This is a genomic window from Lysinibacillus sp. GW247-5R2A (assembly GCF_059424475.1).
Genome location: NZ_JBWKZL010000010.1, coordinates 167,769 through 194,366, shown reverse-complemented (window position 1 = coordinate 194,366; position 26,598 = coordinate 167,769). Strand labels below are relative to the sequence as shown.

34 protein-coding genes are annotated in these 26,598 nt (G+C 39.5%); all 34 read right to left on the bottom strand.

Features of this window, described 5'->3' with window-relative positions:
- Positions 1 to 93: 93 nt before the first annotated feature.
- Positions 94 to 747: an adenylate kinase gene (locus AC07YC_RS16400; protein ID WP_336636353.1), complete on the bottom strand. Its 654-nt coding sequence runs from the start codon at positions 745 to 747 to the stop codon at positions 94 to 96.
- A gap of 70 nt (positions 748 to 817) precedes the next feature.
- On the bottom strand, positions 818 to 2,113 hold the full coding sequence (gene secY, locus AC07YC_RS16395) for a preprotein translocase subunit SecY (RefSeq protein WP_008181706.1): 1,296 nt from the start codon (positions 2,111 to 2,113) through the stop codon (positions 818 to 820).
- A complete protein-coding gene (rplO, locus tag AC07YC_RS16390) occupies positions 2,113 to 2,553 on the bottom strand; it encodes a 50S ribosomal protein L15 (RefSeq protein ID WP_008181708.1) in 441 nt (146 codons plus the stop codon). Before rplO ends, secY begins: the two co-directional genes overlap by 1 nt.
- A 34-nt stretch (positions 2,554 to 2,587) precedes the next feature.
- Positions 2,588 to 2,770, bottom strand: coding sequence for a 50S ribosomal protein L30 (rpmD, locus tag AC07YC_RS16385; RefSeq protein ID WP_004233668.1), 183 nt, complete (start codon positions 2,768 to 2,770; stop codon positions 2,588 to 2,590).
- A gap of 15 nt (positions 2,771 to 2,785) precedes the next feature.
- The gene (rpsE, locus tag AC07YC_RS16380) at positions 2,786 to 3,289 is read right to left on the bottom strand and encodes a 30S ribosomal protein S5 (RefSeq protein ID WP_008181711.1); all 504 of its coding nucleotides are present in this window, start codon (positions 3,287 to 3,289) and stop codon (positions 2,786 to 2,788) included.
- Between the two features lie 21 nt (positions 3,290 to 3,310).
- A complete protein-coding gene (gene rplR / locus AC07YC_RS16375; protein ID WP_494919884.1) occupies positions 3,311 to 3,670 on the bottom strand; it encodes a 50S ribosomal protein L18 in 360 nt (119 codons plus the stop codon).
- Positions 3,671 to 3,702: 32 nt separating this feature from the next.
- Positions 3,703 to 4,242 carry a 50S ribosomal protein L6 gene (gene rplF / locus AC07YC_RS16370; protein WP_336636351.1) on the bottom strand — a complete coding sequence of 180 codons (540 nt, stop codon included), beginning with the start codon at positions 4,240 to 4,242 and terminating at the stop codon, positions 3,703 to 3,705.
- A gap of 30 nt (positions 4,243 to 4,272) precedes the next feature.
- Positions 4,273 to 4,671, bottom strand: coding sequence for a 30S ribosomal protein S8 (rpsH, locus tag AC07YC_RS16365; RefSeq protein ID WP_008181717.1), 399 nt, complete (start codon positions 4,669 to 4,671; stop codon positions 4,273 to 4,275).
- 29 nt (positions 4,672 to 4,700) lie between these two features.
- The gene (locus tag AC07YC_RS16360; protein ID WP_004233656.1) at positions 4,701 to 4,886 is read right to left on the bottom strand and encodes a type Z 30S ribosomal protein S14; all 186 of its coding nucleotides are present in this window, start codon (positions 4,884 to 4,886) and stop codon (positions 4,701 to 4,703) included.
- Positions 4,887 to 4,907: 21 nt separating this feature from the next.
- Positions 4,908 to 5,447, bottom strand: coding sequence for a 50S ribosomal protein L5 (gene rplE, locus AC07YC_RS16355; protein WP_008181719.1), 540 nt, complete (start codon positions 5,445 to 5,447; stop codon positions 4,908 to 4,910).
- A 29-nt stretch (positions 5,448 to 5,476) separates the two neighbouring features.
- Complete coding sequence (gene rplX, locus AC07YC_RS16350; protein WP_004233652.1) at positions 5,477 to 5,785, bottom strand: 50S ribosomal protein L24; 309 nt, start codon at positions 5,783 to 5,785, stop codon at positions 5,477 to 5,479.
- Between the two features lie 35 nt (positions 5,786 to 5,820).
- Positions 5,821 to 6,189, bottom strand: coding sequence for a 50S ribosomal protein L14 (gene rplN, locus AC07YC_RS16345; RefSeq protein WP_004233650.1), 369 nt, complete (start codon positions 6,187 to 6,189; stop codon positions 5,821 to 5,823).
- Positions 6,190 to 6,231: 42 nt separating this feature from the next.
- Positions 6,232 to 6,495, bottom strand: a complete 264-nt coding sequence (rpsQ, locus tag AC07YC_RS16340) for a 30S ribosomal protein S17 (protein ID WP_008181723.1) — start codon at positions 6,493 to 6,495, stop codon at positions 6,232 to 6,234.
- An 18-nt stretch (positions 6,496 to 6,513) separates the two neighbouring features.
- Positions 6,514 to 6,714 (bottom strand): 50S ribosomal protein L29, encoded by a 201-nt coding sequence (gene rpmC / locus AC07YC_RS16335; RefSeq protein ID WP_004233646.1) that lies wholly within the window; start codon positions 6,712 to 6,714, stop codon positions 6,514 to 6,516.
- On the bottom strand, positions 6,704 to 7,138 hold the full coding sequence (gene rplP / locus AC07YC_RS16330; protein WP_025116437.1) for a 50S ribosomal protein L16: 435 nt from the start codon (positions 7,136 to 7,138) through the stop codon (positions 6,704 to 6,706). The genes rpmC and rplP overlap by 11 nt, the downstream gene beginning before the upstream one ends.
- 1 nt (position 7,139) lies before the next feature.
- Complete coding sequence (gene rpsC, locus AC07YC_RS16325) at positions 7,140 to 7,793, bottom strand: 30S ribosomal protein S3 (protein WP_025116438.1); 654 nt, start codon at positions 7,791 to 7,793, stop codon at positions 7,140 to 7,142.
- A gap of 3 nt (positions 7,794 to 7,796) precedes the next feature.
- Positions 7,797 to 8,141 (bottom strand): 50S ribosomal protein L22, encoded by a 345-nt coding sequence (gene rplV / locus AC07YC_RS16320; protein WP_004233639.1) that lies wholly within the window; start codon positions 8,139 to 8,141, stop codon positions 7,797 to 7,799.
- A 22-nt stretch (positions 8,142 to 8,163) separates the two neighbouring features.
- Positions 8,164 to 8,442, bottom strand: a complete 279-nt coding sequence (rpsS, locus tag AC07YC_RS16315) for a 30S ribosomal protein S19 (RefSeq protein WP_008181911.1) — start codon at positions 8,440 to 8,442, stop codon at positions 8,164 to 8,166.
- A gap of 60 nt (positions 8,443 to 8,502) precedes the next feature.
- Positions 8,503 to 9,333 (bottom strand): 50S ribosomal protein L2, encoded by an 831-nt coding sequence (gene rplB, locus AC07YC_RS16310; RefSeq protein WP_008181913.1) that lies wholly within the window; start codon positions 9,331 to 9,333, stop codon positions 8,503 to 8,505.
- Positions 9,334 to 9,381: 48 nt separating this feature from the next.
- Complete coding sequence (gene rplW / locus AC07YC_RS16305) at positions 9,382 to 9,666, bottom strand: 50S ribosomal protein L23 (RefSeq protein WP_008181914.1); 285 nt, start codon at positions 9,664 to 9,666, stop codon at positions 9,382 to 9,384.
- On the bottom strand, positions 9,666 to 10,289 hold the full coding sequence (gene rplD, locus AC07YC_RS16300; protein ID WP_025116440.1) for a 50S ribosomal protein L4: 624 nt from the start codon (positions 10,287 to 10,289) through the stop codon (positions 9,666 to 9,668). The genes rplW and rplD overlap by 1 nt, the downstream gene beginning before the upstream one ends.
- A 26-nt stretch (positions 10,290 to 10,315) precedes the next feature.
- Positions 10,316 to 10,945 carry a 50S ribosomal protein L3 gene (rplC, locus tag AC07YC_RS16295; protein WP_036121600.1) on the bottom strand — a complete coding sequence of 210 codons (630 nt, stop codon included), beginning with the start codon at positions 10,943 to 10,945 and terminating at the stop codon, positions 10,316 to 10,318.
- 46 nt (positions 10,946 to 10,991) lie between these two features.
- Positions 10,992 to 11,300 carry a 30S ribosomal protein S10 gene (rpsJ, locus tag AC07YC_RS16290; protein ID WP_004233624.1) on the bottom strand — a complete coding sequence of 103 codons (309 nt, stop codon included), beginning with the start codon at positions 11,298 to 11,300 and terminating at the stop codon, positions 10,992 to 10,994.
- Between the two features lie 344 nt (positions 11,301 to 11,644).
- A complete protein-coding gene (locus AC07YC_RS16285; protein WP_494919883.1) occupies positions 11,645 to 12,955 on the bottom strand; it encodes a Na+/H+ antiporter family protein in 1,311 nt (436 codons plus the stop codon).
- Between the two features lie 155 nt (positions 12,956 to 13,110).
- Entirely contained in the window at positions 13,111 to 15,090 is a 1,980-nt protein-coding gene (locus AC07YC_RS16280; protein ID WP_494919882.1) for an FtsX-like permease family protein, read from the bottom strand.
- Positions 15,080 to 15,841: an ABC transporter ATP-binding protein gene (locus tag AC07YC_RS16275; protein WP_025116444.1), complete on the bottom strand. Its 762-nt coding sequence runs from the start codon at positions 15,839 to 15,841 to the stop codon at positions 15,080 to 15,082. The genes AC07YC_RS16280 and AC07YC_RS16275 overlap by 11 nt, the downstream gene beginning before the upstream one ends.
- 96 nt (positions 15,842 to 15,937) lie before the next feature.
- A complete protein-coding gene (locus tag AC07YC_RS16270; RefSeq protein ID WP_336636347.1) occupies positions 15,938 to 16,954 on the bottom strand; it encodes a sensor histidine kinase in 1,017 nt (338 codons plus the stop codon).
- Positions 16,955 to 16,957: 3 nt separating this feature from the next.
- Complete coding sequence (locus tag AC07YC_RS16265) at positions 16,958 to 17,647, bottom strand: response regulator transcription factor (RefSeq protein ID WP_494919881.1); 690 nt, start codon at positions 17,645 to 17,647, stop codon at positions 16,958 to 16,960.
- 157 nt (positions 17,648 to 17,804) lie between these two features.
- Positions 17,805 to 18,992 carry an elongation factor Tu gene (gene tuf, locus AC07YC_RS16260; protein WP_008181778.1) on the bottom strand — a complete coding sequence of 396 codons (1,188 nt, stop codon included), beginning with the start codon at positions 18,990 to 18,992 and terminating at the stop codon, positions 17,805 to 17,807.
- A 136-nt stretch (positions 18,993 to 19,128) separates the two neighbouring features.
- On the bottom strand, positions 19,129 to 21,207 hold the full coding sequence (gene fusA / locus AC07YC_RS16255; RefSeq protein WP_025116447.1) for an elongation factor G: 2,079 nt from the start codon (positions 21,205 to 21,207) through the stop codon (positions 19,129 to 19,131).
- 80 nt (positions 21,208 to 21,287) lie between these two features.
- The gene (gene rpsG, locus AC07YC_RS16250; protein ID WP_025116448.1) at positions 21,288 to 21,758 is read right to left on the bottom strand and encodes a 30S ribosomal protein S7; all 471 of its coding nucleotides are present in this window, start codon (positions 21,756 to 21,758) and stop codon (positions 21,288 to 21,290) included.
- 148 nt (positions 21,759 to 21,906) lie between these two features.
- The gene (gene rpsL, locus AC07YC_RS16245; RefSeq protein ID WP_008181595.1) at positions 21,907 to 22,326 is read right to left on the bottom strand and encodes a 30S ribosomal protein S12; all 420 of its coding nucleotides are present in this window, start codon (positions 22,324 to 22,326) and stop codon (positions 21,907 to 21,909) included.
- A gap of 98 nt (positions 22,327 to 22,424) precedes the next feature.
- Complete coding sequence (locus AC07YC_RS16240) at positions 22,425 to 22,673, bottom strand: ribosomal L7Ae/L30e/S12e/Gadd45 family protein (RefSeq protein ID WP_336636345.1); 249 nt, start codon at positions 22,671 to 22,673, stop codon at positions 22,425 to 22,427.
- Positions 22,674 to 22,811: 138 nt separating this feature from the next.
- Positions 22,812 to 26,495, bottom strand: a complete 3,684-nt coding sequence (gene rpoC, locus AC07YC_RS16235; protein WP_336636344.1) for a DNA-directed RNA polymerase subunit beta' — start codon at positions 26,493 to 26,495, stop codon at positions 22,812 to 22,814.
- Positions 26,496 to 26,598 lie beyond the last annotated feature (103 nt).

The following is a 26,598-nucleotide window of genomic DNA, read 5'->3' as shown; positions in this document are numbered from 1 at the left end:
ACAATATGCTTTTGCAACTCTCAAAAAATTATGTTTCGTTGTTGCTCCCGCATGCCTCCCGCGGAAGCAGTATTCTGCGCCCGGAGCCGGGTATCAGCTGCGGCTGCCCTGTAAAAGAGCATCAAGATCAGCAAACACTTTGTTTATATCTTGCTGTCCATCTATATTAGTTAACACACCTTTTGATTGATAGAAATCAAGTAAAGGTTGTGCTTGTTTCATATTAACTTCCAGACGGTTCGCAACCGTTTCAGGATTATCATCGGCACGTGTGTAAAGCTCGCCACCATCTTTATCACATTTTCCTTCCTCAGCTGGAGGATTGAAAACTAAATGATAGGATGCGCCACAAGTTTTACAAATGCGTCGACCTGAAAGACGAGCAATTAACTCATCCTTTTCAACTTGAATGTTTAATGTATGTTCAATTGCCTTACCAAGATCAGCAAGAATGCTATCTAAAGCTTCAGCTTGAGGAACAGTACGTGGGAAACCATCTAATAGGAAGCCCTTTTCACAATCAGGTTTAGCCAGTCGCTCACGAACAATACCAATCGTTACTTCATCCGGTACTAGAGCACCTTGATCCATAAACGACTTAGCTTGTAAGCCAAGTTCTGTACCTTCTTTAATAGCAGCACGGAACATATCGCCTGTAGAAATATGAGGAATCGCGTACTTCTCAACAATTTTATCTGCCTGAGTACCTTTACCAGCACCTGGCAGACCCATTAAAACGATATTCATTAGGAAATATTCCTCCCACCAAAGGTTTGCTGATTTAAGGAAACGATGGAACGTTCCCTAAAAACCAACATTATTTCATAAAGCCTTTGTAGTGACGTTTAACAAGTTGAGATTCTAGCTGTTTCATCGTTTCGAGCGCTACGCCGACTACGATAATAATACTAGTACCACCGATTTGCACTGAGGCAGGTAAATTCATAAAGTTAATGAATAAAATCGGCATTACAGCAATAACAGTTAAGAATATCGCACCAACAAATGTTAGACGATATAACACGCTTGTTAAATACGCTTGAGTGTTTTCACCAGGACGAATACCCGGAATATAAGCACCTTGTTTTTTCAAGTTGTCTGCCACATTTTCAGGATTCACTTGTACGAATGCATAGAAATATGTGAACGCGACGATCAATGCAACGTAAATAATCATTCCAACAGGTTTTGTATAATCAAACGTGTTTTCAATGAAAGTTGTTACGTCATTTTGACCAAAGAACGTAGCTAACGTACGTGGTGTAACAATAAACGCTACTGAAAAGATTACCGGAATAACCCCTGCAGCATTTACTTTTAAAGGTAAATGTGTTTGTTGACCACCAGTTTGTTGATTACGTCCAGTAACTCGTTTTGCATATTGAATTGGAATTTTACGAAGTGCTTGTTGCACGTATATAACTCCAACTACAACTGCGAGTAAAACCAATACAAGCAATGCAAGGACTACAATATTGATAAATAATTTATCACCAGCACCCTCGATTTGCTGTGCAAAGATTTGATTCATTCCTGTAGGCAATGCTGCGACGATACCTGCGAAGATTACAACAGATATACCATTACCAACACCATGTGCAGTAATTTGCTCTGCAAGCCATACAAGGAAAGCTGTCCCCGCTGTCAATACAATGGCGATTGTAACATATGTTAGAATCCCTTCTTCTTTAATCAAAGATCCGCCATACATTCTATTAAAACCGAATGACATTGCGAATGATTGAATGAAAGCAAGAATAATAGTAAAGTAGCGAGTAAATTGTGCAAGTTTACGTCTTCCGACTTCACCTTGCTTTGCCCATTCAGCAAACTTCGGTACTACGTCCATTTGCAATAATTGAACAATAATTGAGGCTGTGATGTAAGGCATAATTCCCATCGCGAAGATAGAGAAGTTCTTTAAAGCACCACCGCCAAAAGTATTCAGGAAACCAACGAGGTTAAACTCATCAGTTGCCTTTAATACATTTGCGTCAACGTTAGGCACTGGAATGAATGTTCCAATACGGAAAACGATTAACATTAAAAGTGTGAAAATGATTTTATTTCTTATATCTCGAACACGCATAAAGTTAGAGATTGTCTGAAACATTAAATCACCTCAGTAGTTCCGCCGGCATTCTCGATTGCTTCTTTAGCTGAAGCTGAGAATTTATGAGCTTTTACAGTAAGCTTTTTGTTAAGAGTTCCGTTGCCAAGAACTTTAATTCCAGCTTTTTCATTACTCACAAGACCAGTTTCAAGTAATAATGCAGTTGTTACCTCTGCACCGTCTTCGAAACGGTTTAAAGCATCAAGGTTAACGATCGCGTATTCTTTACGGTTAATGTTCGTAAAGCCACGTTTTGGTAAACGACGGAATAATGGGTTTTGACCGCCTTCAAAGCCTGGGCGTACACCGCCACCAGAACGAGCGTTTTGACCTTTATGACCTTTACCTGCTGTTTTACCGTTACCAGAACCGATACCACGACCAACGCGGTTGCGTTGCTTACGAGAACCTTCTGCTGGTTTTAACTCATGCAGTTTCATAGTGGGTGGCACCTCCTTGTTCATTAATTAGAAATTAAATTTCTTTTACAGTAACTAAGTGAGCTACTTTATCAAGCATACCGCGAGTAGCTGCGTTATCAGCTTTCTCTACAGTTTGGTGTAATTTACGTAAACCTAAAGCTTCAACAGTTTTGCGTTGAGCAGGTTTAGTACCAATCACAGATTTAGTAAGGGTGATTTCTAATTTGTTAGCCATATTATCTTTCCCCCCTTATCCTAATATTTCTTCCACTGATTTACCACGTAATTTTGCTACGTCCTCTACGCGTTTTAATTCAGTTAAACCTTGAACAGTTGCACGCACCATGTTGATTGGTGTGTTAGATCCAAGTGATTTTGAAAGAATATCAGTAATACCAGCAAGTTCAAGTACTGCACGTACTGGACCACCAGCGATAACCCCTGTACCAGGAGCAGCAGGTTTAATTAGGATTTCTCCTGCACCGAAGCGACCAAGCACTAAGTGTGGAGTTGTTCCACCAACACGTGGCACTTCTACTAAGTTTTTCTTCGCATCTTCAACAGCTTTACGGATAGCATCTGGAACCTCTTGAGCTTTACCAGTACCGAAACCTACATGACCGTTTCTATCGCCAACAACAACAAGTGCTGTGAAGCGGAAGCGACGTCCACCTTTAACAACTTTAGCAACACGGTTAATAGTAACTACGCGTTCTTCAAGTTCTCCAAGTTTGTTTGCGTCAATTCGACTCATGAAATGTGTCCCTCCTTCTTATTAAAATTCTAAACCATTCTCACGTGCAGCTTCAGCTAAAGCTTTCACGCGTCCATGATATAAGTAACCACCACGGTCAAAAACTACAGCAGTAATATTTTTTTCCGCAGCGCGTTTCGCGATTGTTTCACCGATTTTTGATGCAGTTTCAACATTGCTACCAGAACCTTCAAAACCATTTTCTTGAGAAGATGCGCTAACAATTGTTACGCCTGCTACGTCATCGATAAGTTGAGCGTAGATGTTCTTGTTAGAACGGAATACGTTTAAGCGTGGACGCTCAGCAGTACCCGAAATTTTAGAACGTACTCGCGCATGACGTTTTTTACGAACTTGATTTTTATCCTGTTTCGTAATCACAAGGGTCACTCCTTTCTAATGCTTAAGCAGCATTATTTACCTGTTTTACCTTCTTTACGACGAACGTATTCGCCTTCGTAACGGATACCTTTACCTTTATATGGCTCTGGTGGACGAACGTCACGGATGTTAGATGCTAGAGCACCAACGCGCTCTTTGCTAATACCTTTAATGATGATTTTTGTGTTAGAAGGAACTTCAATTTCAAGACCATCTTCAGGTGTGAACTCTACTGGGTGAGAGTAACCTACGTTAAGTACAAGTTTTTTGCCTTGTAATTGCGCACGGTAACCAACACCGATAAGTTCTAAAGCTTTTTCGAAACCTGCAGAAACTCCAGTAACCATGTTCGCTAGAAGCGCACGAGTAGTACCGTGGTTTGTGCGGTGTTCTTTTGATTCAGAAGGACGTGATACAGAGACTACGTTACCTTCTTGCTCAATTTTCATATCTTGGTGGAAAGAACGAACAAGTTCGCCTTTAGGACCTTTAACAGTAACAGTGTTGTCAGCTGCAACAGTAACAGTTACGTTAGCTGGTACCTCGATAATTTTTTTACCTACACGAGACATTTAGTTGCACCTCCATTCATTTATTGCTAATTACCAAACGTATGCTAGAACTTCGCCGCCAACTTGTTTAGCGCGAGCTTCTTTATCTGTTAATAAACCTTGTGAAGTTGACACTAAAGCGATACCAAGACCGTTCAGTACTTTAGGAACTTCATTTGTTTTTGCGTATACACGTAGACCAGGTTTAGAAATACGTTTTAAGCCAGTGATAACACGCTCGTTATCTTTACCGTATTTTAAGAAGATACGGATAATACCTTGCTTGTTGTCTTCCACGTATTCTACGTCACGTACGAAACCTTCACGCTTTAAAATTTCAGCGATTTCTTTTTTCACGTTGGAAGCTGGTACTTCTAACTTCTCGTGACGAACCATGTTCGCATTACGAATGCGAGTAAGCATATCTGCAATCGGATCAGTCATTGTCATTACATTTACCTCCTTCCCAAATTAGGGGATTACCAGCTGGCTTTTTTCACGCCAGGAATTTGTCCCTTATATGCAAGTTCTCGGAAACAAATACGGCAAAGTTTAAATTTGCGATATACAGAGTGTGGACGGCCACAGCGTTCACAACGTGTATATTCTTGCACTTTAAACTTTTGCTTACGTTGTTGTTTAACGATCATAGATTTTTTAGCCACGTTTTCGCCCTCCTTGTTTGATTACTTTTGGAACGGCATACCGAATTGTGTCAATAACTCGCGAGCTTCTTCGTCAGAGTTCGCTGTCGTTACGATCACGATGTCCATACCGCGTACTTTTGAAACTTTATCGTAATCGATTTCTGGGAAAATTAATTGCTCTTTAACACCTAGAGTGTAGTTACCGCGACCATCGAATGCTTTTTTAGAAACACCACGGAAGTCACGTACACGAGGAAGTGAGATTGAGATTAATTTGTCCAAGAATTCATACATACGCTCACCGCGTAATGTAACTTTAGCACCGATAGGCATACCTTCACGTAAACGGAAACCAGCGATCGATTTTTTCGCTTTAGTTACTACTGGTTTTTGACCAGTGATAATTGTTAATTCTTCTACAGCTGCATCTAATGCTTTAGAGTTTTGAACAGCATCACCAACACCCATGTTGATAACGATTTTGTCAACTTTCGGCAATTGCATAACTGATTTATATCCAAATTTGCTCATAAGAGCAGGAGAAACTTCGTTTAAATACTTTTCTTTTAGGCGGCTCATGTGTGTACCTCCCTTCTTTTATTTACTAATTAGTCGATTACTGCACCTGATTTTTTTGCAACACGAACTTTTTTACCGTTTTCGATTTTATAACCTACACGAGTCGGCTCGCCAGATTTAGGATCGATTAGCATTACGTTCGAAACGTGAATTGCAGCCTCTTGGCTTACAATCCCACCTTGTGGATTCAATTGGTTAGGTTTAACGTGTTTTTTCACGATATTAACACCTTCAACAAGAACGCGATCTTGTTTAGGGAAAGCAGCTAGGATTACTCCTTCTTTGCCTTTGTCCTTACCAGTGATAACCTTAACCTTGTCACCTTTTTTTACATGCATGCTGTCGCACCTCCTTGATTGGCACTATCATGAAATTAAAGAACTTCTGGAGCTAGAGAAACGATTTTCATGAAGTTGCTGTCACGTAATTCACGTGCAACAGGTCCGAAAATACGAGTTCCGCGTGGTGATTTATCATCACGAATAATTACACAAGCATTTTCATCAAATTTGATGTACGTACCGTCTTTACGACGAACGCCTGATTTAGTACGAACGATAACAGCTTTAACAACGTCACCCTTCTTGACAACGCCACCTGGTGTTGCTTTCTTAACTGTACAAACAACGATATCACCGATGTTAGCAGTTTTACGGCCAGAGCCACCAAGCACTTTAATTGTAAGAACTTCACGTGCACCTGAGTTGTCAGCAACTTTCATACGACTTTCTTGTTGGATCACTTAGGTTACCTCCCTTCGGAAATGGTTGTTCCGAAATAGTTATTAAATAATAACCGCTTTTTCTACAACTTCAACTAGACGGAAACGTTTAGTAGCTGATAGCGGGCGAGTCTCCATGATACGTACGATATCACCGATTTTCGCTTGGTTTTGCTCATCATGAGCTTTAAACTTTTTAGAGTATTTTACACGTTTACCGTAAAGCTTGTGCTTTTTGTGAGTTTCAACTAAAACAGTAACAGTTTTGTCCATTTTATCTGAAACAACGCGGCCCGTGTAAACTTTGCGTTGGTTACGCTCAGTCATACTTGAAAACCTCCTTTATCAGTTATTTGCACTGATTTCTCTTTCACGAATAACAGTTTTCATACGCGCGATTGCTTTACGCACTTCACGAATACGAGCTGTGTTTTCTAATTGACCAGTCGCCAATTGGAAGCGAAGGTTGAAAAGCTCTTCTTTCAGTGATTTCACTTTTAATTCAATTTCAGAAGTGGCAAGGTCACGGATTTCATTAGCTTTCATTAGATTCACCACCAGTTTCTTGACGTTTTACGATCTTACATTTAACAGGAAGCTTATGTGATGCTAAACGAAGTGCTTCACGTGCGATCTCTTCAGACACACCAGCGATTTCGAACATAATTTTTCCTGGTTTTACTACTGCTACCCAACCTTCAGGAGAACCTTTACCAGAACCCATGCGGACTTCTAGAGGTTTTTTAGTGTAAGGTTTATGTGGGAAGATTTTAATCCAAACTTTACCGCCACGTTTCATGTAACGAGTCATCGCGATACGTGCAGATTCGATTTGACGGTTAGTAATCCAGCTAGCTGTTTGAGCTTGTAAGCCCCATTCGCCGAAAGATACTTCCTTGCCGCCTTTCGCTTCGCCACGCATGTTTCCGCGGTGTTCACGACGGTATTTTACGCGTTTAGGCAATAACATATTATTTGCCTCCTTCCACAGATTTCTTCGTAGGAAGAACTTCACCACGGTAGATCCATACTTTAACGCCTAATTTACCGTAAGTAGTGTCAGCTTCTGCGTGTGCATAATCAATGTCAGCACGTAGAGTATGAAGTGGAACAGTTCCTTCACTATAGTGTTCAGCACGCGCGATATCAGCGCCACCTAAACGACCAGATACTTGTGTTTTAATTCCTTTTGCACCAGCACGGATTGTGCGTTGGATCGCTTGCTTTTGCGCACGACGGAATGATACACGGTTTTCTAATTGACGAGCGATGTTTTCAGCTACTAGACGAGCGTCAAGATCTGCACGTTTAATTTCAATGATGTTGATGTGTACACGTTTACCAGTTAACTCGCTAAGGTATTTACGAAGATTTTCAACTTCAGTACCACCTTTACCGATTACCATACCTGGTTTCGCAGTGTGAATTGTAATGTTTACACGGTTTGCAGCACGTTCAATTTCAACTTTAGAAACTGAAGCGTCTTTAAGAGCCGTTTCAATATATTTACGCACTTTGATGTCTTCGTGAAGTAGAGTTGCATAGTCTTTTTCAGCGTACCATTTTGACTCCCAGTCACGAATAATACCAACGCGTAGTCCTATTGGATGTACTTTTTGACCCACGGATTAACCCTCCTTCTTCTCAGATACCACTAGAGTGATGTGGCTTGTGCGTTTGTTAATTGCGCTTGCACGTCCTTGCGCACGTGGACGGAAACGTTTTAAAGTTGGACCTTCATCAACGAACACTTCAGAAACTACTAAAGAGTTGATGTCAAGATCGTAGTTGTGCTCAGCATTAGCAACTGCAGATTTTAATACTTTCTCAACGACTGGAGACGCCGCTTTTGGAGTATGACGTAAAATTGCAACTGCCTCACCAACTTGCTTGCCTCGGATTAAGTCTACAACTAGACGTACTTTGCGAGGAGCAATGCGTACTGTACGAGCGATAGCTTTAGCTTGTGTCATTAGGATTTACCTCCTCTCAAAATTAGCGTCTTGTTTTCTTGTCGTCTGCACCGTGACCTTTGTAAGTACGTGTCGGTGCGAACTCACCAAGTTTATGGCCTACCATATCTTCTGTTACGTATACAGGAACATGTTTACGTCCATCATATACAGCAATCGTTAAACCGATAAAGTTCGGGAAGATTGTAGAACGGCGTGACCAAGTTTTGATAACTTGTTTTTTCTCAGAAGCCTCTTGTACTTCCACTTTTTTCATTAAGTGGTCATCGACAAAAGGTCCTTTTTTCAAGCTGCGACCCATGTAGGAACCTCCCTCCGTGATTCCACCACGGCTCTCACATAGAACCGTAGTTTAACCACTTTATTTTTTACGACCACGGATGATAAATTTATCCGATTTGTTTTTCTTCTTGCGAGTTTTGTAACCAAGTGCTGGTTTACCCCAAGGAGTCATTGGTGATTTACGTCCGATTGGAGAACGTCCTTCACCACCACCGTGTGGGTGATCGTTAGGGTTCATTACAGAACCACGAACTTCTGGGCGTTTACCTAACCAACGGCTACGACCTGCTTTACCGATGTGTACAAGTTCGTGTTGTTCATTACCAACTTGACCGATTGTAGCACGGCAAGTAGCTAACACTAAACGTACTTCACCAGATTGAAGACGAACGATTACGTACTTTCCTTCACGACCAAGTACTTGAGCAGAAGTACCAGCAGAACGTACTAATTGTCCACCTTTACCAGGTTTTAACTCGATGTTATGGATTGTAGTACCCATTGGAATGTTTGCTAATGGTAAAGCGTTACCTACTTTAATATCAGCATCTGGACCAGAAACGATTGTTTGACCAACCTCTAGACCTTTAGGTGCTAAGATGTAAGCTTTTGCTCCATCAGCGTAATTGATTAATGCGATATTCGCAGAACGGTTTGGATCATATTCAATAGTAGCAACTTTTGCCGGAATGCTATCTTTAACACGTTTGAAATCGATAACACGGTATTGCTTCTTATGACCACCACCATGATGACGAACAGTGATTTTACCTTGGTTGTTACGACCAGCTTTGCGTTTAGTTGGTTCAAGCAATGATTTCTCAGGCTTGTTAGTTGTAATTTCCGCAAAGTCTAATGACGTCATGTTACGACGACCATTAGAGGTAGGTTTATACTTTTTAATCGCCATTGTGTTTTCCCTCCTTCTTGAGTGTTCAAATCATAAATCCACTAGGGATTACATTTCGAATAATTCGATTTCTTTGCTATCAGCAGTTAATTTAACAATCGCTTTACGACGTTTGTTAGTGTAACCACCGTAACGGCCAACGCGTTTGAATTTACCTTTGTAGTTAAGAACGTTTACTTTCTCAACATTTACACCAAAGATTTCTTCTACAGCGTCTTTTACTTGAGTTTTGTTAGCGCGAGTGTCTACTTCGAAAGTATACTTTTTCTCTGCCATAAGTTCTGAAGAACGCTCAGTAATGACTGGACGTTTTAAAATATCACGTGCTTCCATTATCCAAGCACCTCCTCAACTTTTTCTACTGCAGATTTAGTGAATACAACTTTTTCGTGACCTAAAAGATCAAGAACGTTGATTCCATTTGCAGTTAAAACTGTTACACCAGGGATGTTACGAGCAGATAATGCTACGTTTTCATCTAGGTCAGCAGTTACGAATAAAGATTTTTTCTCTAAAGAAAGATCTTTAAGGATTTTTGTGAATTCTTTTGTTTTTGGTGCTGCTAGAGTTAGAGCATCAAGAACTAAGAAGTTTTGTTCTACTACTTTAGCTGATAAAGCAGATTTAAGAGCTAAGCGACGAACTTTTTTAGGTAATTTATAAGAATAGCTACGTGGAGTAGGACCGAATACGACACCACCGCCGCGCCATTGTGGAGAACGGATAGAACCTTGTCGAGCACGACCAGTTCCTTTTTGACGCCATGGCTTACGACCACCACCAGCAACTTCAGAACGGTTTTTAACCTTGTGATTACCTTGACGTAGAGAAGCGCGTTGAGCTACTACTGCGTCGAATAATACTGCTTCATTTGGCTCGATTCCGAAGATCGCATCGTTTAATTCGATTTCACCAACTGAAGCACCTGTTTGACTAAGTACAGATACTTTTGTCATTCCTGTTTCCTCCTTTCCTTAAGTGATTACTTAGCTTTAATTGCAGTTTTTACTGTAACTAGAGCTTTTTTAGAACCAGGAACATTACCTTTAACAAGTAGTAAGTTACGATCTGTATCAACTTTCACGACTTCTAAGTTTTGGATTGTAACTACAGTGCCACCCATTTGACCAGGTAATTTCTTTTGTTTAAATACGCGGTTCGGAGCAACTGGACCCATTGAACCAGGACGACGGTGGTAACGAGAACCGTGGGCCATAGGACCACGAGATTGTCCGTGGCGTTTAATTACACCTTGGAAACCTTTACCCTTAGTAACACCTGTTACATCGATTACATCGCCTTCTGCGAAAATTTCTACTTTGACTTCTTGACCAACTTCGTACTCTTCCACGTTCACGTTGCGGAATTCACGAATGAAGCGCTTAGGAGCAGTGTTCGCTTTTGCTACGTGACCTTGCTGTGGTTTGTTAGAAAGCTTAACGCGCTTATCTTCGAAACCAACTTGAATTGCTTCGTAGCCGTCTGTTTCAACAGTTTTCTTTTGAAGTACTACGTTTGGAGTAGCTTCGATAACTGTTACCGGGATTAAATCGCCGTTTTCAGCGAAAACTTGTGTCATACCAATTTTTCTACCTAAGATTCCTTTAGCCATTTGTCACACCTCCTGTAAGTTTTAAAAAGTTATATTGTTTTTACCATTAAAGTTTGATTTCGATATCAACGCCAGATGGTAAATCAAGTTTCATTAACGCATCAACAGTTTGTGGTGTTGGGTTAACGATATCGATCAGACGTTTATGCGTACGCATTTCGAACTGTTCACGAGAATCTTTGTACTTGTGAACCGCACGAAGAATTGTGTACACAGACTTCTCAGTTGGAAGTGGAATCGGACCTGATACACTTGCACCTGAACGTTTTGCAGTTTCCACAATTTTCTCAGCAGATTGATCTAAAATACGGTGATCATACGCTTTTAAACGAATACGAATCTTTTGTTTTGCCATTATTTTCCCTCCTTCTCGCCTATTTTCTAGACATTCTCCACGAAAATTTTCCCACACACCGCCATGGCAAAGCGGCCGGGTGTGTCGGCAACCTCTCGCTTCATCGCAGTCAAAGACCAACATTCAACATTATATACAATAAAAAAAGAATAAGCAAGTCTTTTCGCTAAATTCTTTTAAATGTTGCAGATATTCTTAGTACTACTATTACTTCGCTTTGTTAAGCCGTTTATTAGTATATAAAATTTCACTACATATTGCAACACCTAAGGTTATCAAGCAACAATGTCGAACATTTCAAATAACTATGAAGTCTTTTTAATTAGTAGTACCCCTTCTTACTTCTATAGAAAGAACACACATGCAATCCAGCCAAATAGTATGAGTGGAATGTTAATGAATATAAAAGTCGGAACACAGGTGTCCCAAATATGATGATGTTGTCCATCTACATTTAATCCTGCTGTTGGTCCTAATGTAGAATCTGATGCTGGAGAGCCTGCATCGCCTAAAGCTCCTGCTGTACCTATCAAACAGAGGATCGCTAATGGGCTCATTCCTAACCCTTGTGCAAGCGGAACAAATAGCGTCGCGATAATTGGCACTGTTGCAAAGGAAGAACCAATCCCCATTGTCACAACTAATCCTATGACTAACATAATAAATACCGCTAAACTTCTATTTCCTTTTAAAATAGTTATAGAGCTTGTAATTAAGCTATCCACATGTCCAGTAGCATTAATGACCGCAGCAAAGCCATTTGCGGCAATCATAACAAATCCTATAAAGGCCATCATCTTCATTCCTTCAGATAGAATGTCATCTGCCTCTTTCCATTTCAGCGCCCCTGTAAAATACATAACCATAATACCTGCAAAGGAACCAACAATCATAGAATCTGTTAATACTTGAGCACATAATGATACGACCAATGCAAAAGCTGTGGAAAACATCACAAATTTGCTGACATTAACATGAAGAGAGTCAGCCTCTATTTCATTATTTTTATAATGCCTTGGCTTACGAAATACAATAAAGGCTGTAAATAATCCAACCAACATACCTAGCACTGGAATCGCCATTGCCACAGGAACATCACGTGAGGATACTACCATCCCAGCCTCAGACACCTGTGTAGCAACGATATCTTGAAAGATTGCTCCAAAGCCAGCCGGTACAAAGCTATACGTACCGATTAAGCCCACTGCAATTAAAGTTGCCACTAGACGTCGGTCAACCTCTAGCATATTTAAAATTTTTAAAACAGGAGGAATCAGTAGTGGGATAAAGGCGATATGAATAGGTATGACATTTTGAGATAAAATGGACATCAAGAAAATAAGGAAAAAAATTAAGACCTTCACTAAACCTTTGCGATTGCTTTCACTATTTAAAATCTTTAGCATTCCTGTAATCATCAATTCAGGTATCCCCGTTTTGGCAATGGCGATGGCAAATGCGCCAAGTAAGCCATAGCTTAATGCAATCGTTGCACCTGCGCCTAACCCTTCTGTAAATGATTCTACTGTTGCCTCAATGCTCATTCCGCTAGTAAGGCCGCCTACAAACGCTCCTAACACTAAAGAAAGAACGACATTGATACGAAGTAGGCTTAATATTAACATGACAGCTACCGCCACTATTACTGCATTCATTGTTACACTCACTTTCATACACTAAATTACTAACATGTTAAAGATTATTATTCTGATAATTGAAAGTCAAGGTTTTTCATCGTTCGATGCAGTAAAAAAACAGTATGATCTATTATTTAGCATCACACTGTTTCTAAGTTTTACTTATTTAATTGTTACAATGATTCTCGAACAACTTTTTTATAATAGCCTACCGACAGAATGGCAAAAATCGTATACAACGCTATATAGCAGCACATTGCAATCCACAAGGGTGCCGTTAACTCTGTACCAAATAAAAACCATCCTGATTTAACAGCAAAATAACTATGCAATAAGCCAATAATTAAAGGGACTCCAAAATTAAAGGCCTGTTTCATATATATGCCTCTCATAATATCTTTTTCTGCAAAGCCAATTTTTCTGAGGATTGTATAGGAACCACGCTCTTCCTCTGCCTCAGACATTTGTTTGAAGTACAGAATGCTACCAGTGGTCATTAAGAAGGCTAATCCTAAAAAGGCAGTTGTAAAAATAGTGAGACCTAATGATTCAATATTATCTTTACGTTTCTCTTCATAAGAAGATTGAGTATACTGCTGTGTTTTATCTTCATGATCTTTAGTTATAATCACCCCGGCATTTGTCTGTACATATAATTTCTCTGCCATTACTAAGTCTTCTTTTGAATGAATCGTAATAGATGATTGTTGATGCCAAGGGTAATGCTCTGATTGCGTAGTTAGACTTTTAAACATGTCATCTGTTATCACAAAGATGGGCCCGCCACCTCCAGCTGTAACAATACCACTTATAATACTTTTATCGTGTACATCTACAACATGAAAAGTTTCTTCAAGCTCCCCTGCAGAAACTACTACATCACGATCTTTCTCTAATGGGAACATCTCAGCCATATACCCGCCATAGTTTGTTAAAATCACTTCATTCCCTGATAGCGAAGCTTCTGGAACACTCTTCTTGTAATCAGAAAGTGGAATCGTATAAATTGTTCCTTCCATTTCATATAAAGGATTATCCTGCTGCTTTTTAGACATTAATTGTCCTACGGAGGCTGTTACTCCTTGCAAACGATAATCTACCTTATCGTAGACTATGTTATTTTCCTCTAACGCATGTAAGAAAGACATCCCCTGCTCTTCTAGCAAGATAAAATCACCTGGTACTTGGCTATATGCCGATGCTTCTGAGGAATAGTAGGAGATATAGGATAATGTCGTCACGCCTAGAGATACACCTGTTAATACGGTTATAAGCGTTAATGACTTAGCGTTGCTCTTCATACGATGCATAATAGGCGTTAATGCCAATACATCCTGGATGGAAAGATGCCCTTTTTTCTTTAAGCGAATTGTATTCATAATAAACGCTACAGAGAATCGAAAGACCAGAAATGTTCCACCAATTGTAGTAGCTAGAATAATGATCATATTAATAAATAGGTTACCGGCTGATTCAATATCAAATAACTTTGTTGAAGCATAGTAGCCATAAACAATTAAAACTAGCCCCATAAAGCCTATGGCCATTTGTAATGCACTAAAACGTCTTACACGTTCATCTGCTTGTTTAGCTGCGGTAAATAGTGATAGTAAAGAAACGCGATGGATCATCCAGGCCATTTGTATAAGGACAATGAACAAAAGTATAGTAAATACAATCATGGATTGCTGTAATGCCTGCGTACTGAATGTCATGGTTACAAGAGCTTCTTTCTCAAGTACACGCAATAAAATCATTGCAAACACACGTGAACTAAAGAAACCGGCCAGCATTCCTAAAATTACAGCCCCGACAAATAGTAGAATGTTTTCGATTGCTAACAGGCGTACAATCAACCCCTTGGTCATGCCTATCAATTGGTACAAGCCTATCTCCTTACTACGACGCTTCATAAATAAATGATTGGCGTACAAGACGAAGAACAAGACGATAAAATATAAAATATAAGTTGCTGCTTTAAATCCAGCCGTCGCCGTTCCACTCATTTGAACAACATCCCATACAGCAGAATTATTTTGTAATGTGACAAAGGAAAAATATAAAGTAACGCTAAAAATAAGCGCAAAGAAATATAAATAGTAGTGCTTCATATTTTTCTTCATGCTTCTTAACACTAGTTTACTAAGACTCATAACCATCACCGCCTAGCACACTTTGCGTATGCATGATTTCCTGGAAAAAAGCCTGTCTTGTTTTATCCCCTTTATAAAGCTCACTATAAATAAGACCATCCTTTAAAAATAAAACACGTGTACAGAAACTTGCAGCTACTGCATCATGCGTAACCATCATGATTGTCGCTTCTTTTGTCTCATTTATATTTTGTAGATTTTGAAGCAATGCTGTCGCTGATTTGGAATCTAATGCACCAGTAGGCTCATCTGCAAATACCAATGATGGATTTGTAATAAGTGCACGCGCAGCGGAAGTACGCTGTTTTTGCCCTCCAGATATTTCATTGGGATATTTATTTAAAATTTCTGTTATGCCTAGTAAGGATGTTAGCTCTTTTACACGGCTTTCAGCAACTGCTTTAGGCAATTTACTGATTGCTAAGGGGAGAAGAATATTTTCCTTTACGGTTAATGTATCTAATAAATTATAATCTTGAAATATGAAACCTAATTGCTCTCTACGGAAGTTGGCCAAAGCCTTTTCCTTCATTCCCCGTAAATTATGACCGTTTATTTCAATAACTCCTTCTGTTGCAAAGTCGATTGAACATAAGACATTTAAAAGTGTTGTTTTTCCTGAGCCAGAAGGTCCCATAATACCTACAAATTCACCTTTACTCACTTCCAAATCAATACCCTTTAACACTTCCTGAGCCGTTGATTTCTTTCCATAAACTTTTTTTATTTTACGACCGATTAACACTGTCACTTATAAACGCCCCTCTCTATATTCCAAGTGTACCCCGTTGCACCTATTCATTCGTGCGTTTTACATGACAATATAAAAAGGTAGGTGACATTTTCGTCATCTACCTGTTAGTTTGACATATTCATTTTGTAATGGGAACCGTAGCGTAAATAATGAACCCTCACCTACATTCGACTGAACATTTATACGGATACCTATTTTTTGCGCCACATTATATGCTAAGTAAAGACCCATACCCGTAGACTGAGTAGATTCTCTCCCTACGTTACCTGTATATGACTTTTGAAAAATTCTAGGTAAATCCTCCGAAGGTATACCAATACCCATATCTTTAATATGTAATAAAGTCGCACCTGTTGGGTCAAGTTCAGTAAAAATCGTTACCTCTGAATTGGCTGCACTATATTTTATGGCGTTCGAGAGAATTTGCCGTACAATAAATGCTAGCCATTTACCATCTGTCATCACCTTGTCATTCAGTTCATCTACTTCAAAACCAATTCCCTTTTCTATACACCAGGCTTGCATAGCTCGAATCTCTTTATAAACAATTGGTTTCAACTCAATTTCGGTTAAATAATTGTCCTTTTCTATAGAAGTAAGTCTAGTTTGGTGCAGCTGTTGATCAACTAACAGATGTAGTCTTAACCATTCATTTTCTAATTTTCGACGTGTGGATAAATCCTCCACATGGTCTAACATTAGATTAATAGTTGTTAAAGGCCCTTTTACTTCATGAACCCATGCCAGCAACTCATCTGAATGCTCTTGGAGCTGCACTTTGGCCTGATTCAATTCCATATTCTTTTCATGAAAGACATCCTCCATTTTTCGAAAGCCCACTTCTTGAAAAGGTGATAAGGATAAGCTCCTTTTATGGGCTTCATCAAGATGACTATCCATATTTCCCAGGAAATCATTTAATTTCCCAACTTCGTCGATAAAGCGCCATACGAAAAAAAGTGCGAAACTAACAAGCAAACTAACATTTACATACCAAATGGACACACTATTTAAACCAACATCTAAAGAAAATAGCACGTTTAATACTACCATTATAAATGCAAAAAAACCGATCCATGCAAAGCGCTCTTTTATAAATAATAGTAACATAGTTCACGTCCCTTGGGTTACTGCTATATAGCCAAGTCCCTTTTTGGTTAGAATCACTTCATGTAGGCCAATATCCTCTAACTTTGCACGTAAACGGTTGACATTCACCGATAACGTATTATCGTTTACAAAGCGTTCATCATCCCACAGTTTTCTCATTAGTTCATCTCTTGAGACGATATGATTAGCCTGTTCCACTAAAATCCGCAATATAAAGAGTTCATTTTTTGTTAAGGAAGCTATAGCCCCATCATACATAATTTCACTCCTTGCATAGTCAATAACGGCTTCGTTAAAGCGTGTGACATCCATCTTTGCTTCAACATAGTCATATGTTCTTCGTAAAATGGCTTGTGATTTAGCAAGTAATACTTCCATATGAAAGGGTTTTTGTATAAAATCATCTGCTCCCATTTGCATGGCCATCACCATATCCATTGGATGATCTCGCGAGGATAGAAAAAGGATTGGCACATTGGAGAGATGACGAATTTCTCGACACCAATGAAAGCCATCAAAGGCAGGTAGCTGAATATCAATTAGCACAAGATGTGGCTTCACTTCTATAAAATCATCCATCACCTTTTGAAAATTTTTAGGTCCAACAACTTGTAATGACCATTGTGCAAAACGTTCTTCAATCATACTAAATATCGACGGATCATCTTCTATCAGTAAAATTTTTATCTCCATATTCAAATCCCTTTCTGCTTATTTATTGAACCTAGATGACATGCTGGCTGTTATGTATTCATACACTAATTAAAACCTTAATTACTCTTATTTTAACATAAAAAACCAATCTGTAAGCGTCCCTACAGATTGGTTTGACTATTAGCGAAAGCTAAAATTATTTTTGGATAGAAGCAACTACACCAGCGCCTACAGTACGGCCACCCTCACGGATAGAGAATTTAGTACCTTCTTCTAGAGCGATTGGAGCGATAAGTTCTACTGTCATTTCGATGTTATCACCAGGCATTACCATTTCAACGCCTTCTGGTAAGTTACAGATACCTGTTACGTCAGTTGTACGGAAGTAGAACTGAGGACGGTAGTTAGAGAAGAATGGAGTATGACGGCCACCCTCTTCTTTTGATAAAACATAAACTTCAGCTTTGAAGTTAGTGTGTGGAGTGATTGAACCTGGTTTAGCTAATACTTGACCACGTTGGATTTCTTCACGAGCAACACCACGAAGTAAAGCACCGATGTTGTCACCAGCTTCAGCATAGTCTAATAATTTACGGAACATTTCTACACCAGTTACAGTAGTAGATTTAGCTTCTTCAGCGATACCGATGATTTCGATTACGTCACCAACTTTAACTTGACCACGTTCAACACGGCCAGTTGCAACTGTACCACGACCAGTGATAGAGAATACGTCCTCTACTGGCATCATGAATGGTTTGTCAGTTTGACGTTCTGGAGTTGGGATGTAAGAATCTACAGCGTCCATTAATTCAACGATTTTTTCTTCCCATTCTGCTTCGCCTTCAAGAGCTTTAAGAGCAGAACCTTTGATTACAGGAATATCGTCACCTGGGAAGTCATATTCAGATAGTAGGTCACGGATTTCCATTTCTACTAATTCTAATAATTCTTCGTCATCAACCATATCACATTTGTTCATGAATACTACTAAGTATGGAACACCTACTTGACGAGATAAAAGGATGTGTTCACGAGTTTGTGGCATTGGGCCATCAGCAGCAGATACTACTAAGATACCGCCGTCCATTTGTGCAGCACCAGTGATCATGTTTTTAACATAGTCAGCGTGTCCTGGGCAGTCAACGTGTGCATAGTGACGAGTTTCTGTTTCGTATTCTACGTGAGAAGTATTGATTGTGATACCACGCTCTTTTTCTTCAGGAGCGTTATCGATGTCAGCGTATGATTTAGCTGTACCACCCATTTTTTTAGAAAGAACTGTAGCGATTGCAGCAGTTAAAGTAGTTTTACCATGGTCAACGTGTCCGATTGTACCAATGTTAGCATGCGTTTTAGAACGGTCAAATTTTTCTTTAGCCATTAGAGATTGCCTCCTCAAAATTATATGTTTTATTTTTGAAATTTATAGAATGAATGCTGATAGAGAACGGGCCCATCCCCTATCCTGCAATCATAGCTTACAAATTAGTTATACTTTATGCAAGATGAAAATTCAATTATTCACCTTTATTTTTTTTGATGATTTCAGCAGCAATTGATTTTGGTACTTCTTCATAATGATCGAATGTCATTGAGAATACACCACGACCTTGCGTTGCAGAACGAAGAGTCGTTGCATAACCAAACATTTCTGCTAAAGGAACCATAGCACGAACAACTTGTGAGTTACCGCGAGCATCCATACCCTCAACGCGTCCGCGACGAGAAGTAATGTTACCCATGATATCACCAAGGTATTCTTCTGGAATTACAACTTCTACTTTCATCATTGGTTCTAAGATAACAGCATCACATTGTTTAGATGCTTCTTTAAGAGCCATAGATGCAGCAATTTTGAACGCCATCTCATTCGAGTCAACGTCATGGTAAGAACCGAATACTAATTTCGCTTTAATATCGATTAGAGGGTAACCAGCTACTACACCGCGGTCAAGAGAGTCACGAAGACCAGCTTCAACTGCAGGAATGTATTCACGAGGAATTACACCACCAACGATAGCGTTTTCGAATTCAAAGCCTTTACCTTCTTCATTTGGAGAGAACTCAATCGTTACGTCACCATATTGTCCACGACCACCAGATTGGCGAGTGAATTTACCTTGAACTTTTGCAGAGCCACGGAATGTTTCACGGTAAGATACCATTGGAGCACCTACGTTAGCTTCTACTTTAAATTCACGGCGCATACGGTCAACTAAGATATCAAGGTGAAGCTCACCCATACCTGAGATGATTGTTTGTCCAGTTTCTGTGTCAGTGTGAGCACGGAAAGTTGGATCCTCTTCTTGAAGTTTTTGTAAAGCTTGACCCATTTTATCTTGGTCAGCTTTTGATTTTGGTTCTACAGAAAGAGAAATTACTGGCTCAGGGAATTCCATTGATTCAAGAATAACTAGGTTTTTCTCGTCACAAAGAGTATCACCAGTAGTAGTATCTTTAAGACCTACTGCTGCTGCGATGTCCCCAGCGAATACTTTAGAAATCTCTTCACGAGAGTTAGCGTGCATTTGTAGGATACGACCTACACGCTCACGTTTACCTTTAGAAGAGTTTTGTACGTATGAACCTGAATCTAATGTTCCAGAGTACACACGGAAGAACGTTAATTTACCTACGAATGGGTCAGTCATAACTTTGAATGCAAGAGCTGAGAATGGCTCTTCATCAGAAGATTTACGTTCTAACTCTTCGTCACCATCAACAGAAGTACCTTTGATTGCTGGTACATCTACTGGAGATGGTAAGTAATCGATAACAGCATTTAACATTGGGCGTACACCTTTGTGTTTGAACGCTGTACCACAGATTACTGGGTAAAATTCTACTGCGATTGTAGCACGACGGATTGCCGCTTTAAGTTCCGCAACAGAAATTTCTTCGCCTTCTAAATATTTTTCCATGATATCTTCATCAACACTTGCAACAGCATCGATTAATTTTTCACGGTATTCTTCAGCTTGTGCGCGGTATTCTTCAGGAATTTCTCCCTCAGTTACTGCTGTACCTTTTTCGTCACCATAGAAAGTAGCTTTCATTTCAACCAAGTCAATGATTGCAGAGAACTGATCTTCAGCTCCGATTGGTAATTGAATAGGGTGAGCGTTTGCTTGTAAACGATCATGTAGAGTTCCTACAGAATATAAGAAGTCTGCTCCTGTTTTATCCATTTTGTTAATGAATACAATACGTGGAACACCATAAGTTGTAGCTTGACGCCATACAGTTTCAGTTTGAGGCTCAACACCAGATTGAGCATCTAGTACTGTAACAGCACCGTCAAGTACGCGTAATGAACGTTCTACTTCTACAGTGAAGTCTACGTGTCCAGGCGTATCGATGATGTTTACACGATGACCTGCCCATTGGGCTGTTGTTGCTGCAGAAGTGATTGTAATACCACGTTCTTGCTCTTGCTCCATCCAGTCCATTTGAGAAGCGCCTTCATGAGTTTCACCGATTTTGTGAATCTTACCAGTGTAATAAAGGATACGCTCAGTTGTTGTTGTTTTACCAGCATCAATGTGAGCCATGATCCCAATATTACGAGTATTCTCAAGTGAGAATTCGCGTTTCATAGGAAATTTCTCCTTCCATATTGGGGTAAAGACTGTATAAGAGACCTTGTGCTAACCAATTTGTTAACACATAGGTTATATTACCAGCGGTAGTGAGCGAATGCTTTGTTCGCTTCTGCCATTTTGTGCATATCTTCACGTTTCTTAACTGATGCACCAGTGTTGTTAGAAGCATCAAGAATTTCGTTAGCTAAACGCTCTTCCATAGTTTTTTCACCACGAAGACGAGCATAGTTAACTAGGTAACGAAGACCTAAAGTTGTACGACGTTCTGGACGAACTTCAACCGGTACTTGGTAGTTAGAACCACCAACACGGCGAGCGCGTACTTCAAGAACTGGCATTACGTTATTTAGAGCAGCTTCGAATACTTCAATTGGATTTTCACCAGAACGTTCTTTAACAATTTCGAACGCACCGTATAAAATCTTTTGAGAAGTACCTCTTTTACCATCAACCATCATTTTATTGATTAAACGAGTTACTAGTTTTGAACTATAAATTGGATCTGGTAACACGTCACGTTTGGAAACAGGACCTTTACGAGGCATGTGTTTTCCTCCTTTCGAATAAATATCGATTATTTTATAAGTTAGCCTTTTTATATTCGTCAATCAAATAACAAATCTGCTAGCAAGATTCGCTATTTGTAACAATTAGTATGAGGCTCAGTTTTAAATAACGTGATTAAACGTTAAATTATTTTTTTTCTTTAGGGCGTTTTGTTCCGTATTTAGAACGTGATTGTAAACGACCGTTTACACCAGCTGTATCAAGAGCTCCACGTACGATATGGTAACGAACACCCGCTAAGTCTTTTACGCGTCCGCCACGGATAAGAACAACACTGTGCTCTTGTAAGTTGTGGCCTTCACCTGGGATATAAGCTGTAACCTCAATTTGGTTAGTTAAACGTACACGAGCGTATTTACGTAACGCTGAGTTTGGTTTACGAGGTGTCATTGTACCAACACGAGTACAAACACCACGTTTTTGAGGAGATTTAACATCAGTTAAAGATTTTTTAAATGAGTTATATCCTTTGTTTAACGCTGGTGATTTTGATTTCGTGCTTTTAGATTGACGAGGCTTACGTACTAATTGGTTAATTGTAGGCATCGATTTTTCCTCCCTTCATTTATTCCTTGTTAATACCACACATCCAGGTGGTTCATTTTTTGGGTAAAAACAAAGTCTTTGTGTTTAATACACAAAAACTACTCTCCAGTAATTGCAACTACCGCAGCTCCAACGTGGATTCCACAGGCCTTGCCCAGTTCCTTTTTGGACTCAACAAGAATAACTGGTATACCGATTTCTCTCGCGAAAGATATGGCCAAATCGGTTACCCAATTGTCTGCATCAAGTGCCACAAGGACTTCTTTCACTGAACCGGCTCGCATTGCTTTTACTGCTTGCTTTGTACCTATGATTGTTTGACTAGTCCTTACTTTATCATAAGACATTTTCATATCCTCCGAAGTATAGACAGTTAACTATCAACCTTCAATATATTATCATTACCATTTTATACTGTCAACTAATATCTTTAAAAAGTCCGAAGAGATGGCGTAATTCCATCTCTTCGGCACTATTTTTAATGTTTATTCAGCAGAAACGGTTTCTGTGTCAAGCTCATCTTTTTCGATGCGGATTTGACGGTAACGTTGCATACCAGTACCTGCAGGAACAAGTTTACCGATAATTACGTTCTCTTTCAATCCAAGAAGCTCGTCACGTTTACCCTTAATTGCTGCATCTGTTAACACACGTGTTGTTTCTTGGAACGATGCTGCAGATAAGAATGATTCTGTTTCAAGAGAAGCTTTTGTAATACCTAGGATTACAGGACGACAAGTAGCAGGGTTTTTGCCATTCATAACAGCATCTGCGTTTGCCTCTGCAAATTGGTGGATATCTAGTAATGAACCTGGTAATAAATCTGTATCTCCAGCTTCAATAACACGTACTTTACGAAGCATTTGGCGAACCATTACTTCGATATGTTTATCTCCAATTTCTACCCCTTGCATACGGTATACTTTTTGAACTTCTTTTAATAAATATTCTTGAACAGTTGAAACGTCTTTGACTTTTAACAATTGTTTTGGATCGATAGAACCCTCTGTTAGAACCTGACCACGCTCTACATTATCACCTTCGATAACTTTTAGACGTGCATTATAAGGCGCTTGATACTTACGAGTTTCTACGTCACCTTGAACAGTGATTTCTTTTAAGCCTTCACGGATTTCTGTGATATCTGAAACAGTACCTTCGATCTCTGAAATAACAGATTGACCTTTTGGATTACGTGCTTCAAAGATCTCTTGGATACGTGGAAGACCTTGTGTAATATCGTCCCCGGCAACCCCACCTGTATGGAATGTACGCATTGTTAATTGTGTACCCGGTTCACCGATTGATTGAGCAGCAATAATACCAACTGCTTCTCCTACCTCAACCTTTTCACCTGTTGCTAAGTTCATGCCGTAACATTTTTTACATACGCCATGTTTTGTATTACATGTAAATGCTGAACGGATAGTCACTTCTTCAATACCAGCTTCGATAATTGCACGAGCCACATCTTGATCGATTAAACCATCTTTGTTTAGAATCACTTCACCAGTTTCAGGGTGGAATATTGTTTTCTTCGTATGACGACCAACAATACGCTCATCTAGAGCCTCGATTAGCTCTGTGCCTTCCATTAATGCACCAATTGTTAAACCACGGTCAGTACCACAGTCATCTTCGCGCACAATTACATCCTGTGCAACGTCAACAAGACGACGTGTTAAGTAACCTGAATCGGCAGTTTTTAGGGCTGTATCGGCAAGACCTTTACGAGCACCGTGAGTTGAGATGAAGTACTCTAATACTGTTAAACCTTCACGGAATGAAGATTTAATTGGTAGTTCGATGATACGACCAGCCGGGTTGGCCATCAGACCACGCATACCTGCTAACTGTGTAAAGTTAGATGCGTTACCACGGGCACCTGAGTCAGACATCATGAAGATTGGGTTTGTTTTCTCAAGAGACTTCATTAGTTTCGCTTGGATTTCATCTTTGGCAGCACTCCAGCTTGAGATAACACGGTCATAACGCTCATCCTCTGTGATGAAACCACGGCGGAATTGCGCTTGAACTTTATCTACTTTTTCTTGAGCTACTGCTAAAATTTCACCTTTGTCAGGTAATACGACGATATCAGATACACCAACAGTAATACCAGCACGTGTTGAATACTTGAATCCAAGGTTTTTCATGCGGTCAAGCATTTTAGATGTTTCAGTAATGTGGAAACGTTTAAATACTTCAGCAATGATATTTCCTAAGAACTTTTTACGGAATGGATTTACAACTGGTACAGATTCAAAATGCTTGCGCAATACAGCTGTACGTTGTGCGTCAATTTTCCCTTTTTCATCAAGGCTATTATAAGCACTATCTGATTCAAGCTCTTTTAGAGTGTCTTCGTCAATTGTTAATTTCGCAAAGTACTTTTCTGGTGTCACTTGCTCTAAGTTAAAATCAGTCGGCTCATTAATATAAGGGAATGATTCAGGCAAGATTTCGTTAAAGATTACTTTACCGACAGTCGTTAATAGGAACATATTATTTTGTTCCTCTGTGAATGTTGGGTTATTTAACGAACTAGCTTTAATAGCAATACGTGTATGCAAATGCACATGACCTGTATCATATGCGATTAAAACTTCGTTTGGACCGTAGAAAATAGTACCTTCTCCACGTGCATTTTCACGTTCAAGCGTTAAGTAGTAGTTTCCTAATACCATATCTTGTGAAGGTGTTACTACCGGTTTACCGTCTTTTGGATTTAGGATGTTTTGCGCAGCAAGCATTAGAAGACGAGCCTCAGCTTGAGCTTCAGCAGACAATGGTACGTGAACCGCCATTTGGTCACCATCGAAGTCAGCGTTATATGCTGTACATACTAATGGGTGAAGACGAATAGCACGACCTTCTACTAGTGTTGGTTCAAATGCTTGAATACCAAGACGGTGTAGCGTTGGTGCACGGTTAAGTAATACTGGATGCTCACGGATAACATCTTCTAATACATCCCAAACGTCGTTGTTTAAACGTTCGATTTTACGCTTAGCAGATTTAATGTTATGAGCAAGACCACGTTCTACTAATTCCTTCATAACGAACGGCTTGAATAATTCAATAGCCATTTCTTTAGGTAGACCACATTGGTACATTTTTAAGTTTGGACCTACTACGATAACGGAACGTCCAGAATAGTCAACACGCTTACCAAGTAGATTTTGACGGAAACGACCTTGTTTACCTTTCAACATATGTGAAAGTGATTTTAGTGGACGGTTACCAGGACCTGTTACAGGACGTCCGCGACGACCATTATCAATTAACGCGTCAACAGCTTCTTGTAACATACGTTTTTCGTTTTGTACGATGATGCTTGGAGCACCTAAATCTAATAAACGTTTTAAACGGTTATTACGGTTAATAACACGACGGTATAAATCGTTTAAATCTGAAGTTGCAAAACGTCCACCATCTAATTGCACCATTGGACGAAGCTCAGGTGGAATTACAGGTAGTACATCTAAAATCATCCATTCAGGTGAGTTACCTGAGTTACGGAATGATTCAACAACCTCTAAACGTTTGATAGCACGAGTACGTCTTTGACCTTGTGCAGATTTTAACTCTTCTTTTAAAGAATGTGTCTCATCTTCTAGGTCAATTTTGGCTAATAATTTTTTAATTGCTTCTGCACCCATTGCAGCTTCGAATGTATTTCCGAATTTTTCGCGGTATGCACGGTACTCTTTTTCTGAAAGTAATTGTTTACTTTCTAGATTCGTCGCACCAGCCTCAATCACAACGTATGAAGCAAAATAAATAACTTCTTCAAGTGCACGCGGTGACATATCTAAAATTAGACCCATACGACTAGGAATACCTTTGAAGTACCAGATATGAGAAACTGGTGCTGCTAATTCGATATGACCCATACGTTCACGACGAACTTTAGCACGCGTTACTTCAACACCACAGCGGTCACAAACTACGCCTTTATAGCGAACACGTTTATATTTACCACAATGACATTCCCAATCCTTAGTTGGCCCAAAAATACGTTCACAGAATAAACCATCTTTTTCTGGTTTTAACGTACGGTAGTTAATTGTTTCAGGTTTTTTAACCTCACCATATGACCAAGAGCGAATCTTGTCAGGGGATGCTAAACCAATTTTCATATATTCAAATTCATTAACGTCTATCAAGGAGCCTACCTCCCTCTAGTATAGGTCTTTATAAAGACTCTTTTACGCAGCTCGATAATCGTTTGCAAAGAATTACCTCTTTGACAAAGGATTAGAAATAGAA